General features: G+C 71.8%; 14 protein-coding genes. 7 read left to right on the plus strand and 7 right to left on the minus strand.

Annotated features, from left to right (window positions below; genetic code table 11):
- The first annotated feature begins 5 nt into the window (after positions 1-5).
- Positions 6-1277: a beta-ketoacyl-[acyl-carrier-protein] synthase family protein gene (locus ABD858_RS10070; protein WP_345035928.1), complete on the plus strand. Its 1272-nt coding sequence runs from the start codon at positions 6-8 to the stop codon at positions 1275-1277.
- Between the two features lie 82 nt (positions 1278-1359).
- Here the strand turns inward: ABD858_RS10070 and ABD858_RS10075 are convergent, their stop codons facing one another.
- Entirely contained in the window at positions 1360-2820 is a 1461-nt protein-coding gene (locus tag ABD858_RS10075; RefSeq protein WP_345035930.1) for an outer membrane protein assembly factor BamB family protein, read from the minus strand.
- Positions 2821-2911: 91 nt separating this feature from the next.
- Positions 2912-3406: a DUF3145 domain-containing protein gene (locus ABD858_RS10080; RefSeq protein WP_345035931.1), complete on the minus strand. Its 495-nt coding sequence runs from the start codon at positions 3404-3406 to the stop codon at positions 2912-2914.
- A gap of 317 nt (positions 3407-3723) precedes the next feature.
- Here ABD858_RS10080 and ABD858_RS10085 point away from each other — a divergent pair, with 317 nt between their 5' ends.
- A complete protein-coding gene (locus ABD858_RS10085; RefSeq protein ID WP_345035932.1) occupies positions 3724-4611 on the plus strand; it encodes an SGNH/GDSL hydrolase family protein in 888 nt (295 codons plus the stop codon).
- A gap of 39 nt (positions 4612-4650) precedes the next feature.
- Here the strand turns inward: ABD858_RS10085 and ABD858_RS10090 are convergent, their stop codons facing one another.
- Complete coding sequence (locus ABD858_RS10090; RefSeq protein ID WP_345035934.1) at positions 4651-7083, minus strand: beta-glucosidase; 2433 nt, start codon at positions 7081-7083, stop codon at positions 4651-4653.
- 112 nt (positions 7084-7195) lie between these two features.
- Here ABD858_RS10090 and ABD858_RS10095 point away from each other — a divergent pair, with 112 nt between their 5' ends.
- Entirely contained in the window at positions 7196-7765 is a 570-nt protein-coding gene (locus ABD858_RS10095) for a TetR/AcrR family transcriptional regulator (protein ID WP_345035936.1), read from the plus strand.
- A 226-nt stretch (positions 7766-7991) separates the two neighbouring features.
- Here the strand turns inward: ABD858_RS10095 and ABD858_RS10100 are convergent, their stop codons facing one another.
- From ABD858_RS10100 to ABD858_RS10110, 3 genes are all read right to left on the minus strand, one after another.
- The gene (locus ABD858_RS10100) at positions 7992-8792 is read right to left on the minus strand and encodes an EI24 domain-containing protein (protein ID WP_345035937.1); all 801 of its coding nucleotides are present in this window, start codon (positions 8790-8792) and stop codon (positions 7992-7994) included.
- Between the two features lie 504 nt (positions 8793-9296).
- Positions 9297-9725, minus strand: a complete 429-nt coding sequence (locus tag ABD858_RS10105; protein ID WP_345035938.1) for an organic hydroperoxide resistance protein — start codon at positions 9723-9725, stop codon at positions 9297-9299.
- A gap of 97 nt (positions 9726-9822) precedes the next feature.
- On the minus strand, positions 9823-10842 hold the full coding sequence (locus tag ABD858_RS10110) for an NADP-dependent oxidoreductase (protein WP_345035939.1): 1020 nt from the start codon (positions 10840-10842) through the stop codon (positions 9823-9825).
- 90 nt (positions 10843-10932) lie between these two features.
- Between ABD858_RS10110 and ABD858_RS10115 the strand changes: the two genes are divergently transcribed.
- Entirely contained in the window at positions 10933-11427 is a 495-nt protein-coding gene (locus ABD858_RS10115) for a MarR family winged helix-turn-helix transcriptional regulator (RefSeq protein ID WP_345035940.1), read from the plus strand.
- A 396-nt stretch (positions 11428-11823) separates the two neighbouring features.
- Here ABD858_RS10115 and ABD858_RS10120 read toward each other — a convergent pair whose 3' ends face one another.
- Positions 11824-12639 (minus strand): SCO2400 family protein, encoded by an 816-nt coding sequence (locus tag ABD858_RS10120; RefSeq protein ID WP_345035941.1) that lies wholly within the window; start codon positions 12637-12639, stop codon positions 11824-11826.
- On the opposite strand from ABD858_RS10120, the gene ABD858_RS10125 reads away from it, so the two are divergent.
- From ABD858_RS10125 to ABD858_RS10135, 3 genes are all read left to right on the plus strand, one after another.
- Complete coding sequence (locus ABD858_RS10125; protein WP_345035943.1) at positions 12638-13195, plus strand: hypothetical protein; 558 nt, start codon at positions 12638-12640, stop codon at positions 13193-13195. The genes ABD858_RS10120 and ABD858_RS10125 overlap by 2 nt on opposite strands.
- Positions 13196-13329: 134 nt before the next feature.
- Positions 13330-14391 (plus strand): rod shape-determining protein, encoded by a 1062-nt coding sequence (locus ABD858_RS10130; protein ID WP_345035944.1) that lies wholly within the window; start codon positions 13330-13332, stop codon positions 14389-14391.
- A gap of 41 nt (positions 14392-14432) precedes the next feature.
- Positions 14433-15935 (plus strand): sensor histidine kinase, encoded by a 1503-nt coding sequence (locus ABD858_RS10135; protein ID WP_345044414.1) that lies wholly within the window; start codon positions 14433-14435, stop codon positions 15933-15935.
- Positions 15936-15958 lie beyond the last annotated feature (23 nt).

The raw sequence follows: 15958 nt of genomic DNA on the forward strand, positions 1-15958 counted from the left end.
TTCCTGTGAGCTCGACCAATCGCACCGTGGTCGTCACCGGTATCGGCGCAACCACACCGCTGGGTGGCGACTCCGCCTCGACCTGGGAAGGTCTGGTCGCGGGCCGCTCCGGGGCCCGGGCACTGGAGGACCCGCGCTTCGCCGACCTCCCGGTCCGGATCGCCGCGCCCGTGGCCGTCGACCCGGGGGAGGTTCTGCCCCGTCCGCTCGCTCGTAAACTGGACCGCTCCGCGCAGTTCGCGCTGATCGCGGCCCGGGAGGCCTGGAAGGACGCCGGCTACACCGCCAAGGCCGGTGAGGACGAGTCGATCGCCCCCGAACGCCTCGGCGCCGTCATCGCCTCCGGCATCGGCGGCGTGACGACCCTGCTCGACCAGTACGACGTGCTGAAGGAGAAGGGCTCCCGCCGCGTCTCCCCGCACACCGTGCCCATGCTCATGCCGAACAGCCCGTCGGCCAACGTCGGTCTGGAGATCAACGCCCGGGCGGGCGTGCACACTCCGGTCTCCGCCTGCGCCTCCGGCGCCGAGGCCATCGGCTACGCCATCGAGATGATCCGCACCGGCCGTGCCGACGTGGTCGTCGCCGGTGGCACCGAGGCGGCCATCCACCCGCTGCCCGTCGTGGCGTTCGCCAACATGATGGCGATGTCCAAGAACAACGACGAGCCGGAGAAGGCCTCCCGCCCCTACGACAAGGCCCGCGACGGCTTCGTCCTCGGCGAGGGCGCCGGTGTCGTCGTCCTGGAGTCGGCCGAGTACGCCGCCAAGCGCGGCGCCCGTGTCTACTGCGAGGCGCTGGGCCAGGGCCTGTCCGCGGACAGCCACCACATCGCGCAGCCCGAGCCCACCGGCCGCGGCGTCGCCGCCGCGCTCCAGAACCTGCTGGACTCCACGGACCTCAAGGCCTCCGAGGTCGTCCACCTCAACGCCCACGCGACGTCCACCCCACAGGGTGACATCGCCGAGATCAAGGCGCTGCGCAAGGTCCTCGGCGACGACCTGGACCACATCGCGGTCTCCGCCACGAAGTCGATGACCGGCCACCTGCTGGGTGGCGCCGGCGGCGTCGAGACCGTCGCCACCGTGCTGGCCCTGCACCACCGTCTGGCCCCGCCGACCATCAACGTCGACGAACTCGACGAGGAGATCGCGGAGGACGGCGCCGACATCGTGCGCGGTGAGGCCCGCGCCCTGCCGGAGGGCACGATCGCCGCGATCAACAACTCGTTCGGCTTCGGCGGCCACAACGTGGTGCTGGCCTTCCGTACGGTCTGATTTCTGTCGCACGCGCGACGTTCCGAGACGGGACAGGCCCGCCCGGTCCAGGTGACCGGGCGGGCCTTCGCGTTCGTGCGGGTCAGCGGACCCGGAAGAACGGCGGGCTGCCGTACGAGGCCTCCGTGTTGGCGACGACATAGCCGTCGTCGACCGGCAGGAGTTCCCTCTCGTAGCTCGTCGGGATCTTCTTGCCGATGACCGGCAGCGGCTTGACGGCGTCCGCGCCGGTACGGGTGTCGAGCACCCAGATCCTGCTGCCCTCGTAGTCCTGGCCGATGGCGGCCACCTGCCCCGCGCCCCGCCGGGCGAGGGACGACACGGGCAGGCTCAGGCGCCTGAGCCAGACCCGTCGGCCGTCCGTGAGCCGGAACCCGGCGATCCAGCGGGTGTCACTCTCCTCGGGCATCCGCACGCCCGTGACCAGGGTGCCGTGGGCGACGAAGACGTCGGGGGCCGCCTTGACGAGCAGGGAAGTTCCCTCGGTGAAGGCGAGGTTGCCCGCCCGGCCGCTCAGCGGCAGGTTCATGCCCGGGCGTCCCCGGTCGTCGAAGGCGAGCACCGCGTTCACGCCCCGCTCGTCCGACTCCTTCAGACGGATCACGGCGGGCTCCGCCGAGATCATGCGCAGGTCCGCGAGCCGGGTCTCGGTGGGCAGCCGGGTGTTCCACAGTTCCTTCCCGGTGGCCGCGTCCACCGCGACGATCCGGTGCCGGACCTCGTCCTTGGGGGTGTCACACTCCTCGACGAACACGGCCCGGCGGGCCGAGGCGTCGACGTCCAGGACCCCGCAGTCCTCGCCGACGGTCCGCTTCCACCGCTGTTTGCCGCTCTCGGCGGAGAACCCGCGCACCGCGCCGGCTTCGACGGCCACGGCGGTGGTGTCCGCGAGCGCGATCCGGCCGACCGAGTCCGACGACCATATGTCGGTCGCGAGCCGCTGGGTCCACAGGACCTTGCCGGTGCCGAGCCGGACGGCGGCGACGGTGGCGCACGGCTTCCCGTGCCGGCCGAGGCCGATGACGCCGAGGCCCATGGCCGTACGGGTGCTCATGGCGCACACAGACTGGCGTGCCGGGGCCTGGTAGACCCAGCGTTCCTTGCCGTCACGGACGGCGAAGCCGGACAGTCCGTCGACGCGGGCCCGGACGACGGTGTCGTCCGCGGCCCAGTTGCCCAGGCCGCGCGTGGTGTCGGGGCGGTCCTCGGTGGCCCGCCAGCCGACCGCATAGGTGGGGCTCGGTATGCTCCGCTGCCAGGCCCCGGCCGGCCAGAGGGCGGCCAGTGCCCCGGCGGCCAGCAGCAGGGGAAGCCAGCGGGCCCGGAAGGTTCCCCCGCGCACCGCCCAGGTAATGGCGGCGGCCGCGGCGGCGATGCCGGCCACGGTGAGGCAGAGGGCCCAGGTGTTGACGGCGTTGTGGCCGGGCAGACAACTGTCGGTGCAGTCACCGCCCTTTGCCGCCATCCGGAACCCGCCCACGATGAATATGACGGCGGCGCCCAGGAGACCGCCGGCCACGATGACGGCGGCGGCCTTGGACACAGCTGACACCCGCACGACTACCCCCACGAACCATCAGTCGATCAACTCGCGGAGCGGAATCTACCTGGTGGGGCGGTGCTGAGACGATCCCTCAGACGACCTGGTGCAGCCATCGGACCGGGGCACCCTCACCCGCGTAGCGGAAGGGCTCCAGTTCGTCGTCCCAGGGCTTGCCGAGCAGTCTGGCGATCTCCGCCTCCAGGTCCGTCTCGCCGCGCGTGGAGCGGGCCATGGCGGCGCGGAGGCGGTCCTCGGGGATCAGGATGTCGCCGTGGATGCCGGTGACGGCGTGGAAGATGCCGAGGTGGGGCGTGGAGCTGTAGCGCTCGCCCTCGGCGGTGGAGCAGGGCTCGGCCGTGACCTCGAAGCGCAGCTGGTGCCAGCCGCGCAGCGCGGAGGCGAGCTTGGAGGCCGTGCCGGGCCGGCCCTGCCAGGAGAACTCCGCTCTCCAGGTGCCGGGCGAGGCCGGCTGCCTGATCCAGTCGAGCTGGACCCGCACGCCGAGGATGCCGGCCACCGCCCACTCGACGTGCGGGCAGAGCGCGCGCGGGGCGGAGTGAACGTACAGAACTCCACGTGTCGTCACCGGGACCTCCAGTGTGGGTCGAGGTTCGCCTTCCCCGGCGGCCTCGCGCCCGTACCGGCCTCGGTCAGGACAGCATCTGTCACTCCGCCCCGGGGATCAACAGCAATCAGCATCGGGAGTTAATCTCCTGAAACGGGACAGTATGTGACGTGATGTAATTTACCGGAGCCGACATGGCGGGGTACCGCTGGTTTGGACGGGGCCAAAGCTACCGCGCGAGGGGGGCGCAGGTGTGACGTACTGTCCGTCCCGGGGCCATGAACACGAAGCTTTCACTCGCCAGGACGCCATGAGCACCCGACTGAGGGAGGCAGGGGATGCATCGAATACGTGCCGCGGTCGCCGCTTGGACGACGGCAGCACTCGTTTCGGCGGGCATGCTGACGGGGTGTGATCCGGGGGGCGGCACGGACGCGGCCGGGAGTCCGCCACCCCGTCCGAAACCGACACCCGTATGGGACCGCAGCCCCGCCTCGATAGCCGCGGTGGGCGACTCCATCACACGTGGGTTCGACGCCTGCGAGGTGCTGTCCGACTGCCCCGAGGTCTCCTGGGCGACCGGCAGCGACACCGAGGTGGGCAGTCTCGCGACCCGGCTGCTGGGGGTGACGACGGCGGCCTCGCGCTCTTGGAACTACGCCCGTACCGGCGCCCGGATGGCGGATCTGCCGGCCCAGCTGTCCCGTGCCGCGGCCCACCGGCCGGAGCTGGTGACGGTGATGGCGGGCGCCAACGACGCCTGCCGCGACTCCGCCGCGCAGATGACACCGGTCGCGGAGTTCCGGGCGTCCTTCGCGTCGGCTCTGGGGCAGCTGCGCCGCGAGCTGCCGAAGACCCAGGTGTATGTGTCGAGCGTGCCGGACCTGAAGCGGCTGTGGTCCACCGGGCGCGACAGCGTGCTGGGCAGGACGGTCTGGAAACTAGGCGTCTGCGCGTCGATGCTCGGCGACGCGGAGAACGACGGCGCGGAGGCGACGGCACGTCGCACGGCCGTGTACGACCGGGTCGTCGCCTACAACCAGGCACTGCAGGAGGAGTGCGGAAAGGATCCGCGCTGCCGTTACGACGGCGGGGCGGTGTTCGCGTACCCCTTCACCGGCGAGCAGCTGAGCCATTGGGACTGGTTCCATCCCGGCAAGAACGGCCAGCGGGAGCTGGCCGACATCGCCTACCGCAACGTCACGGCGGAGGAGCCGCCGACATAGTGCCCCGGGACGGCCGGTCAGGCCGCCCCGGGGCCGTTCTCAGGCCTGCAGCGTGGCGCCGAGGCGCCGGTCGGCCAGGGAGTGGGCTGCCTGGACCTCGTAGGTGCCGGGGATGCGCTTCCAGGCGTTCGCGGACTCGTCCCAGGTCTCGAAGGCGCGACGCGGCAGTTCGACCGTGACCTCGGCGGTCTCGCCGGGGGCTGCCTCGGCCGAGGCGAAGCCGGCCAGCCAGCGGGCCGGGCGTTCCACCGTGTCGTCGAGCGGGGCCAGGTAGAGCTGGACGACCTCGCGGCCCCGGCGCGTACCGGTGTTGCGGATGCGGACGGTGGCGGTGGTGCCGTCGAGGGTCAAGGACTCGTACACCCAGTCGGTGTAGCCCAGACCGTGGCCGAAGGGGTACGCGGGAACGGCACCCGCTTCCTCCCAGGCGCGGTAGCCGATGAACACACCCTCGGTGTAGTGGAGTTCACCGGCGGTGGGGGTGACCTCCGAGACGGGGGCGTCGGCCAGCGAGGCGGGCCAGGTGGTGGGCAGCCGGCCGCCCGGCTCCTCCGCGCCGAGCAGGACGTCGGCGAGCGCCGCGCCGCCCTCCTGGCCGGGGAACCAGCTGAGCAGCACCGCGGCGACCCGGTCGCGCCAGGGGAGCTCCACCGGGGAGCCGGAGTTGACGACGACCACGGTGTTCGGGTTGGCGGCGGCGACGGCCCGTACGAGGTCGTCCTGGTGGCCGGGGAGCCGGAGGTCCACGCGGTCGAAGCCCTCGGACTCGACACGCTCGGTGGTGGCGACCACGACGACCGCGGTGTCCGCGGCGCGGGCGGCCTCGACGGCTTCGGCAATCAGTTCGTCGGGGTCACGCTGCGGACCGAGGTGGACGAGGGCGAAGACGACGGCCTCGACCGGGACGCCGTCGATCCTGGGCAGGACATGGCGGAGGGAGACCTGCACCGGCTCGCCCTCGGTGAGGACGACGCGGCCGCGCTCGATGGGTGAACCGAAGAACGCCTCGAAGGGGTCGGCCTCCGCGCCGAGCTGCCGGACGCCGTCGAAGAGGACCTCGCCGCCGACGGTGAGCGTATAGCCGCCGAGGCCGCGGGTGCCGAAGGCGTGCTCGCCGCTCTCGCGCGGGACGAAGGTGCCGGTCACCTCGACGCTGTGCAGGACGTCATAGGTGACCCCCTCGGGCAGGTCGTTGCCGATCCACTGGATCTGACCGCCGGGCACGGTGGAGGTGCCGATGATCTCGCCGTCCTCGTCGCGGCAGACGGCGTGCAGCTCGAAGCCCTTGTCGGCGACGGCGAGTTCATCGCTGGGGTCGGCTCCGACGGCGTACGTCAGGGTCCCCTTGGGGAGCGCGGCGGTGAGGCCGTCGAGCGGGGAGAGCACATGCTCGGGGAAGACCTGTGCGGAGCCGCCGCCCAGGACCCGGGCGTCGCGGGCGGCCGCGCCGATGAGGGCGACCTTGCGGATCCGGGACGGGTCGAGCGGAAGGACGCGGTTCTCGTTGCGTACGAGGACGAAGGCGCGGCGGGCGATCTCACGGGCCAGTGCGTCGCCGTCGATACCGGCGGGCGGCTCGGTGACGACGGGCTCTGCGCCCTCGAGGATGCCGACCCTGGCGGCGAGGCGCAGCACGTTGCGTACGGCGTCGTCGACGGCGGACTCCGGCACCTCGCCGGCGCGGACGGCGGCGGCGAGCGCCTCGCCGTAGACGGTCCGCGGGCCGGGCATGGCGACGTCGAGACCGCCGAGGATGTCGCCGGTGGTGGAGCGGGCGGCCATCCAGTCGGAGACGATGTATCCGTCGAACCCCCATTCACCGCGCAGCACCTCGTTCTGGAGGTAGCGGTGTTCGGTCATGGTCGAGCCGTTGACCTGGTTGTAGGCCGACATGATGCCCCAGGGGTGGGCGTTCCTGACGATGGCCTCGAAGGGGGCGAGGTAGAGCTCGCGCAGCGGCCGCGGGGCGACGATGTTGTCGACGGTGAGGCGCTCGGTCTCGGCGTCGTTGGCGACGAAGTGCTTGACGGTGGCGCCGACGCCGCCGTCCTGGACGCCCTGGACGTATCCGGTGCCGATCTCGCCGGTGAGGTACGGGTCCTCGGAGCAGCACTCGAAGTGGCGGCCGCCGAGCGGTGAGCGGTGCAGGTTGACGGTGGGCGCGAGCAGGACGTGGACACCCTTGCGGCGGGCTTCCTGGGCGAGCAGCCGCCCGGCCCGGCGGGCCAGGGCCGGGTCCCAGGTGGCGGCGAGCGCGGTGGGGGACGGAAGGGCGACGGAGGGGTCGTCGGCGGTCCAGCGGACGCCCCGGACGCCGATCGGGCCGTCCGACATGACCAGGGACTTCAGTCCGATCTCGGGCAGCTCGGGCAGCGACCACATGTCCTGGCCGGCCAGCAGACGGGCCTTGGAATCGAGATCGAGCTTGCCGAGTGCCGCCTCGACGGCGTCCCTGCGTGCCTGGTCGGTCACGGCCGTGCCTCCTGCGGGAGTCCTGTTGGTGGCTCCATCGTGAACTCTTCACCTGTAGATCGGTAGGCATTGTTACCCTCTCGTGATGCTCTCAATGGCGTACCTTCCTGCCATGGCCAGAGCGAAGAGCGAGGAGCGTCGCGCCGAGATCCTGCGCGCCGCCCTCGAAGTGATCGCCGAGCGCGGCTACCGAGGTGCCTCCCTGAACGCGGTCGCGGAGCGAGTGGGGCTGACCCAGCAGGGACTGCTGCACTACTTCCCCACCAAGGAGACGCTGCTCGTCGCCGTACTGGAGGAGCGCGACCAGTGGGACACCGGTTCGGGCAGCCGCTCCGGGCAGAGCTGGCCGCTCGAACTCCTCGGCTCCCTGGTCGAGTACAACGCGATGCGCCCCGGCATCGTCCAGACCTTCTCCGCGCTGCTCGGCGAGAGCGTGACGGAGGGCCACCCGGCGCGGGAGTTCTTCACCCGCCGCTATGTCCAGGTCCGCGAGGACATGGCCGACAGCCTGCGCGGCGAGTACGGCGACCGGCTGCCGGGCGGCCTCACCCCCGAGCAGGCCGCGCCCCTGCTGGTGGCGGTGATGGACGGCCTCCAGTACCAGTGGCTGCTGGACCCGGAGGCCGTGGACATGCCGGCGGCGTTCCGCGACTTCGTCGGCCTGCTACGGTCCGGGAACTGACCGGTCGGCCGGCGCGCGGCCATGCGCCGGAGGCGCATATCGGCACCGTGAAAGGGAGTGGGGGCACCTCTGTCGCCGCCACCGCGGAACAGCGGCTCGGCTGACGTCACATGGGTGACGGAGCATCCGGAGGACGTGCCGACCCGGCCCGTCCACGCGGCGACGCCCCCTGGGCTGTCGCTTCCGCCCACGGTGGAGGTGCTCCGCGGGCTGCTCCGGGAGATGGTCAGCGAACAGGATCCTCGGTGAGCGAAGCCGGGGCGGCGACCTGCGGCTCCTCCTCCGGAGCCGCCGTCAGATCGCGGACCAGCAGCGTCGCGCCCGCGACCGCGCCGGGCATCAGGAAGACCGCCACGAACGGGACCAGGAAGGCCAGGGTGAGCGGGACACCGAAGCCGAGGGTGAGCAGACGGCGGCCGCGCAGCAGCGTCAGACGCTCCTTCAGCTCGACACCGCGCCGCTGGAGGGCCACCGCGGTGAGCTCCTCGGCGAGGAAGAAGCCGGAGACGCAGAAGCCGACGACCGGGATCACCGTCTGCCCGATCACCGGGATGAAGCCGAGAGCGAAGAGCAGAACACCCCAGATCGTGGCCCGCACCAGGATGCGCAGGCTGTCGCGGGCGGAGATCCACAGTTCGCGCCCCAGCGACAGGCCGGACTCGGGCGCGGTGCCGTCCTCGGACTCGGACGTGTCGACCTGCTCGGAGAGGTGCTCGTAGAACGGCTGGCCGACGAGGAGGGTGACCGCGGTGAACGAGATCACGGCGAGGAACAGCCCGAAGGCGAAGACGAGCGCGGTGAGGAACCCGCGGAAGATGCCGAGCCACGGCGAGGACCAGTCGTCGGCGAACGGAGTCGTCCAGGCCACCAGGTTGTCCGCGCCGAAGCCGAGGCCGACGATCGCACCCGCGTACAGGACGAGAGTGATCAGCCCCGGCAGCAGTCCGACGCCGAACGACGTGCCGTTCCGGCCGACCCAGCGCTGCCCTTTGACCAGATAGCCGAAACCCACCCCTAGATCACGCATGCCCACAGCCTACTGGCGCCGCGTACAGAGCCCCGACGTGGTGCGCCTCTGGATCAGGGCTGCCAACCGCGTCACGCCACATGTGTCACTGGAGGCCGTCTTGTTGTGTACGCAACCAACTGATAGGCCTGCGTTCCGATCACTTCCGAACAACGCGAGGTACGAAGCGGCGGCCGGAGCCTCGGACTGCTCTGGGGTGCGACGGTGGACCGGGCCGAGGACGGCCGGCTGCGTCGCCCTGCCGGCGCAGGGCGTACGGCCGACGGGACGGCGATCGTGCCCGGCTCGGCACGTGAGCGGGCGCGCGTGCTCACCGGTTCGGCACCCAGCCGCTGTTCCGCGCCCACCCGAAGGGGGTGTTCGCACAGCTCGGCCGGGCGCTGCTGACCACCGGGGAACGACCGTCGACTGACGCCGCTCCTCAGGACGGTCCGGGAGACCTGCCCCCGAGTACAGCGGAGGGCCGCACCCCGAGCGGGGGTGCGGCCCTCCGTACGCGCGCGATCAGGCCGCGGCGACCTCGACCTTGATGTTGCCGCGGGTGGCGTTGGAGTACGGGCACACCTGGTGGGCCTTCTCGACCAGGGCCTGCGCGGTGGCCGCGTCCACATTCGGGATGGAGGCGGTGATCCGGACCTCCAGGCCGAAGCCGTCGGCCTCGGTCCTGCCCAGGCCGACCTCGGCGGTGACGGTGGAGCCGGAGATGTCGGCCTTCTCCTGGCGGGCGACGACACCGAGGGCGCCCTGGAAGCAGGCGCTGTAGCCGGCGGCGAAGAGCTGCTCCGGGTTGGTGCCGGCACCGCTGCCGCCGAGCTCCTTCGGCGGGTTCACAACGACGTCGAGCTTGCCGTCGTCGGTGGCGACGCGGCCGTCACGGCCGTTCTCCGCGGTGGCCACGGCGGTGTACAGGACGTCGATCGCCTGGATGGACATGCTGAGGATTCCTCCTGCTGGTGCGCCGCGCTGCGCGCCCACAGGCGCGGCAAGGTGGAAAAACCTTACTGGATGCCGGAAAACCCTGTCAGCGGTGTCAGCGACCGAGCGAGACGATCATCTTTCCGGTGTTCTCGCCCCGGAGCAGCCCCAGAAAGGCCTCGACACCGTTCTCGATGCCGTCCACGACGGTCTCGGAGTACTTGAGCTCACCGGAGCGGATCCAGCCCGCGACCTCCTGGACGAACTGCGGCTGGAGTGCGGCGTGGTCGCGGACGAGCATCCCCTGGAGCCGCAGCCGCTTGCCGATGGCGAGGGCGAGATTGCGCGGACCGGGGGCGGCCTCGGTGTTGTTGTACTGCGCGATGGCACCGCACAGCACGACCCGGCCGTGCACGTTGAGCGAGGAGATCGCGGCCTCCAGGTGCTCGCCTCCGACATTGTCGAAGTAGACGTCGATGCCGTCCGGGGCGGCCGCCCTGAGCTGCTCGGCGACCGGGCCGCTCTTGTAGTTGAAGGCCGCGTCGAAGCCGTACTCCTCGACGAGCAGCTTGACCTTGTCGTCGGAGCCGGCCGAGCCGATGACCCGCGAGGCCCCCTTGAGCTTCGCGATCTGGCCGACCTGGCCGCCGACCGCGCCCGCAGCGCCGGAGACGAAGACGATGTCGCCCTCCTTGAAGGAGGCGACCTCCAGCAGCCCGGCGTAGGCGGTCAGGCCGGGCATGCCGAGCACTCCGAGGTAGGCGGAGAGCGGGGCGAGCGAGGGGTCGGCCTTGACGGCGCGCTCCGCCTCCACATCGGCGTACTCGCGCCAGCCGAGCCCGTGCAGCACATGGTCGCCCACGGCGAAGCGCGAGTCGGCGGAGGCGATGACCTCGCCGACCGCACCGCCGTCCATCGGCGCGTCGAGCGCGAAGGGCGGTACGTACGACTTCACATCGTTCATCCGGCCCCTCATGTACGGATCGACCGACATGAAGAGGTTACGGACCAGGATGCGGCCGGGGCCGGGCTCGGCGACGGGGGCCTCGCGCAGCGCGAAGTCCTCCGGCTTGGGCCAGCCGTGCGGGCGGGCGATCAGATGCCATTCACGACTGGTGACGGGGAGTGCGGACATGGGGGTGCGGCCCTCCAAAATGTTTCAGGTGGTGAAACAACCATGCACCTCGATATTTCATGTTGTCAAGCAAATGGGTACCCTGAGGCCATGGCCCCTCGCACAGACCCCCTGACCCTCGAGGTCGTCGAACTGATCGGCACCGTCGTGGCGCGTTACTACGACGAATACGAGCAGGCCGCGGCAGAGCACGCGCTCACCGGGGCACAGGCCCGCGTCCTGGGACTGCTCTCCCTGGAGCCGACGCCGATGCGGCGTATAGCCCAGAAGCTGAAGTGCGAGCCGTCGAACGTCACCGGCATCGTCGACCGGCTGGAGACCCGCGGCCTGGTCGAACGTCGCCCCGACCCGGCGGACCGGCGCGTCAAGCTCGCCGCCGCCACCGACGAGGGCCTGCGGACCGCGGCGGCGCTGCGGGAGTCACTGAACTTCGCCCGTGAGCCGCTCGCCGAGCTCTCCACGGAGGAGCGCACGGTCCTGCGCGACCTGCTCCAGCGAATGCTGGGAGCCGACGCCGTTAGCACTGCAACCGCACTCGCGCTATCGCCGCAGGTCAAGCGCGGTACACCGCCCGCCCGCATGTGACGAGCCATCAGCCACTTGGAGCGTTGACCTGCCGGTTCGCGGTTCGACCGAATGCGGGAACCGGAATCCTCCACTGACGCATCGCCAGTGGAAGAACTCCGCTGCACCCGCCCTGACCTGCGGTGACGCAATGAGTGCGGTTGCAGTATTAGGGGGTGTCCGGCGGATCATGCCGGGCTCGCGACACCCTGCGACTCCGTCTCTCCCCCGTAGCCCTTCGGGCACGGGAGGTGCCCCCGGCGTTGTCGCCAGTCGCCGATGCCCCCCGGCTACCTCCCCGGGCTTCCTCCCCCGCTACCCCGAGGCGTACCCCCAGAGGTGCCCCCACCGCATGCGTGGACATCAGCCGCTCCGCGGCGGGCGCTCGCCGAGCCGGCCGGATCCACCGGACACCCCCTATGTGCACCACCAGAGGAACTTGGTGCACGTCGCACTCGGGCTCGGGCTCGCCGTGGGCAGCGGTTCCTCCTGCGGCGTCCCGGACACCGGCGGCTCCGACGACGGCCGCCGCGGCGCCGGGGATTCACCATCGGTCGTCGGCTGCCGCGCAGGCGCCGAGGACCAGGCATAGGGCGCGACGGCCGAAGGCGAGAAGGGAACCGTGGGCGACGGCGACTCGCTCGCCTCCGCACTCTCCGAGGCGCCGGCACTCGCGGAGGAGGGCTGCTCGGTGGCCGGAAGCCCGGTCGGCTCGGCGGGGAGATCCGAAGAGGCCTCGGGCCATGGCGTCTCCTCCGGCACCGGGCCCTCCTGCACCGGAGGGGCGGCCTCGCCCTGCGGCGCCCCGGCGGTCAGCCGGGTCAGACCCAGCGCGCCCACCGCCAGCACCGCACCCACCGAGACGATCACCACGGTGCGGGTCCGCCCCTTGCGCGCCCGGCGGGAACGCCCGGCCGCCCCGCCCTCCTCGGCGGAGGAGACGGACTCGGCCCGGTGCGCGCGACGAGGCCCCGACGGTCCTTCGCCCCCGGCTTCCGGGGCGGCGTACACCGGGGGCTCCGCGGGTTCGTGCCGCCGGAGTTCCGCGGCGGGGGTGCCGCATCCGGGACAGGCGAGTGCGCCGTTGAGGTGCCGCCGGCAGAGGTGGCAGTAGTCCATGTGGTCGGAACCTATGCGCCACACGTGCACCTGAAGGGTCCCGACCGGTGAAGATCTTGTGCGGAACGTCAGGCTCCGCTCCATGTCGGCCGTACCGGGCAGGATGAATCCCATGACAGGCGCGACACCCTTCGGTCCGCTCGACTTCCAACTGGTGCTGCTGCGCCGGATGGCCGACCACCAGCCGGGACTCGCCGAGGACGCCCGCCGCCGGCTGGGCGTCTCCGTATCCGATCAGCGCGAGGCCAACCGCCGCTGGCAGGCGATGGTCCGGACACGGGCGCGCGGGGCGGTGGCGCGCTACCGCTCGGTGCTCGGCGAACCCGAGTCGGTCGTTCGGCGCAGAATCGGCGGTCTGGAGTGCGACGCCCTGCAATGGCCGATGCCCCTCTGGCCCGGCCTGCGGTTCGAGGTGCTCGCCGCACCGAACGGCGCCGTCTGGAACGAATGGCTGGTCAGAGCCCCGGGAACGGCCGGCCCCGAACTGCGTACGGCCGAGGATCTGCGCCCCTGGTCGTGCACCGTGGACGAGGTGGCCCGCGCCTTCGCCCCGGCCCGCCCCATGGAGGGCGACGCCCCCACCCGATGGCGCCTGGCCATCACCCTCCCGGACGGCACGCCCTGCGTGGCCCACTTCACCTACGGGCTGTTGCAGGACACCACCCGATAGCACAGCACGGTCTGGCGCACCGTCAGCTCGCATCCCCCCGACCGGCGCAGCTCAGCGCGCGCGCCCCGGGTGCCCCCCGCACGATGCGAAAGGAAGCCATCACATCCGCGTCCGCGCCCTCGGGAGGATCTGCCATGACCGTGCGTCTTGAGCAGTTGCGCCGTTGCCATGTCGCCGTCGATCTCGGAGCCGCCAGAACCCGGGTGTACGTCAAGGGCGCCGGACTCGTCGTCGACGAGCCCAGCTGTGCCGCCGTGAACACCCGCACCGGCGGGGTCATCGCCGTCGGCGCCCTGGCGGAGAAGATGACCGGCCGCACCCCGGACTACATCCGGGTCGTACGGCCCGTGTCCGGCGGCACCGTCAACGACATCGACATGGCCCAGCGCATGCTCCGCCTCCTGCTCGGCGAGAAGCTCCGCCGCCAGCTGCGCCGCAAGCCCCGGCTGCGCGCCGCCGCCTGCAATCCGCACGACAGCGACCCGCTCGCCCAGCGCGCCACCGTGGAAACCCTGGTCGGGCTCGGCGCTCGCCGGGTCGAACTGGTCGACACCCTGATCGCCGCGGCCGTCGGCTGCCAGCTCCCGGTGGAACAGCCCACCGCCACGATGATCATGGTGTGTGGTGCGGCGACCACCCAGATCGCGGTGCTCTCGCTCGGCTCCATCGTCACCGCCGAGCGGATCCCGGTCGGCGGCAACGCCGTCGACCACGCCGTCATCCAGCATCTGCGCCACCATCACGAGCTGATGCTGCCCAGCCAGTCGGTACGCCCCCTCCAGCTCGCCCTCCACGGCAACGGCCTGGCCCCCCACGGACCGAAGAGCACCGAGATCCACGGCCGGGACGTGGCCACCGGGCTCGCCCGGTCCGTCCTGGTCGACACCGCCGCCGTGCGGGACGCCATCCACACCCCCCTCACCTCGGTACTCGACGGCATCGGCCGGGTGCTGCGCGAATGCCCGCCCGATCTGGTCGCCGACCTCGTGGACCGCGGCATCATGATGGTCGGCGGCAGCGCCCTGCTGCCCGGCCTCGACCAGATGCTGCGCGAAGCGACGGGCATGCCCGTGCACATCGCCGAACGGCCCGACATCTGCGCCGTCCAAGGACTCGGCGCGATGCTGGAGGGCAACGTCCATTCGATGGTGCTGAACCCGCTCGCCGAGACACCACCGAACGAACTGGGCGAGTGACCGAGGAGTCCGCCACGCCCCGCGGCGCGCCCCGGTTGCCCATGCTGCTGGAGGCGGCACTCGGCGTGGGCACCTACCCCGAGCTGCGCACCACACTCCAGCACATCGTGGACACCGCCACCGAACTGACCGGCGCGCAGTACGGCGCGCTCGGCATCTACGACCCCGAGCGCGGCGCTGTCGTGGAACTGTTCACCACGGGTCTGAGCGACGAGGCCCGGGCCCGCATCGGACGGCTCCCCGACGGGCGCTCCGGGCTGCTCGGCGCCCTCATCCACGATCCGCGGCCCATCCGGCTCGACGATCTGACCGCCGACCCGCGCTCCGGCGGAGTTCCCCCCGGCCACCCGGAGATGCACTCCTTCCTCGGCGTCCCCATCCGGGCGCACACCGAGGTGGTCGCCAATCTCTACTGCACCGAGAAGTCCGGCGGGCCCTTCAGCGAGGACGATCTGGCCCTGCTGCGCGTACTCGCCTCACAGGCAGGCATCGCCATCGGCAACGCCCACCTCCACGAGACCACCCGGCTCCGCGAACGCTGGATCGAGGGAACCGCCGCCGTCGCCACCGCGCTACTGGCCGGCGACAACGCGGACGACGCGCTCATGACCGTCGCCGAACAGGCCCGCATCCTCGCCGACGCGGCCGCCGGCGTGGTGCTCCAGCGCACCGAGAACGACGGAATGGAGATCGTCACCGCCTCCACCCACGACGACCCGGCCGACCTCGTCGGCACCGTCATCTCCCCCGGCGCGCCGGTGCTGGAGCAACTGCTCGGCGGCGAACCGGTCTTCATGGACGACGCGGCCACCGATCCGCGGATGACCACGCACGCGCGGCACCGCTTCGGGCCGACCATGCTGCTGCCGCTGCGCAGCGGCGGCACGCTCATCGGCACCCTCGTCCTGCCCCGGCACCGGGGCGCCCGCCCGTACACCCGGGCGGAGCGGCTCCTCGCCGCGCAGTTCGCCTCGGAGGCCGCCCTGGCACTCGTCCTCGCCGGCGCCCAGCACGACCGGGAACAGCTCGCGGTGTACGAGGACCGCGACCGGATCGCCCGCGATCTGCACGACCTCGTCGTCCAGCGGCTGTTCGCCACCGAGATGATGCTGGAGTCCACACTCCGGCGTGCGGCGGAGGCCGAGGCCGGTGAACTCATCGGGCGGGCCGTCGAGGAACTCGACTCCACCATCCAGGACGTACGCACCGCCATCTTCGCCCTCCAGCAGCCGCCCGCCGCCGCGCCCAGCACCTTCCGCGGCCGAGTACTGCGCGAGACCAGCGGGGCCGCGGTGCTCCTCGGCTTCCCTCCGTCGGTGCACTTCGCCGGCCCGGTGGACGCGCTGGTCGGCGAGCCGACCGCCGACCGGCTGCTGGCCGCGCTGCGCGGCGCCCTGGCCGCGGCGCACCGCAGACCGGGGGTGTCCGCCGTCGACGTGGAGATCGAGGCGGACGCGGCCGGGGTACGGCTCGTCGTCACCGACGACGGAACACGGGACGACGGCGCCCGGGGCACGACGGTGACGTGGCACGCGCCGCTGTGAGGTTCCGCCCGGCGCGGCAGCCG

This window comes from Streptomyces sannanensis, assembly GCF_039536205.1.
Classification (GTDB): Bacteria; Actinomycetota; Actinomycetes; order Streptomycetales; family Streptomycetaceae; genus Streptomyces; species Streptomyces sannanensis.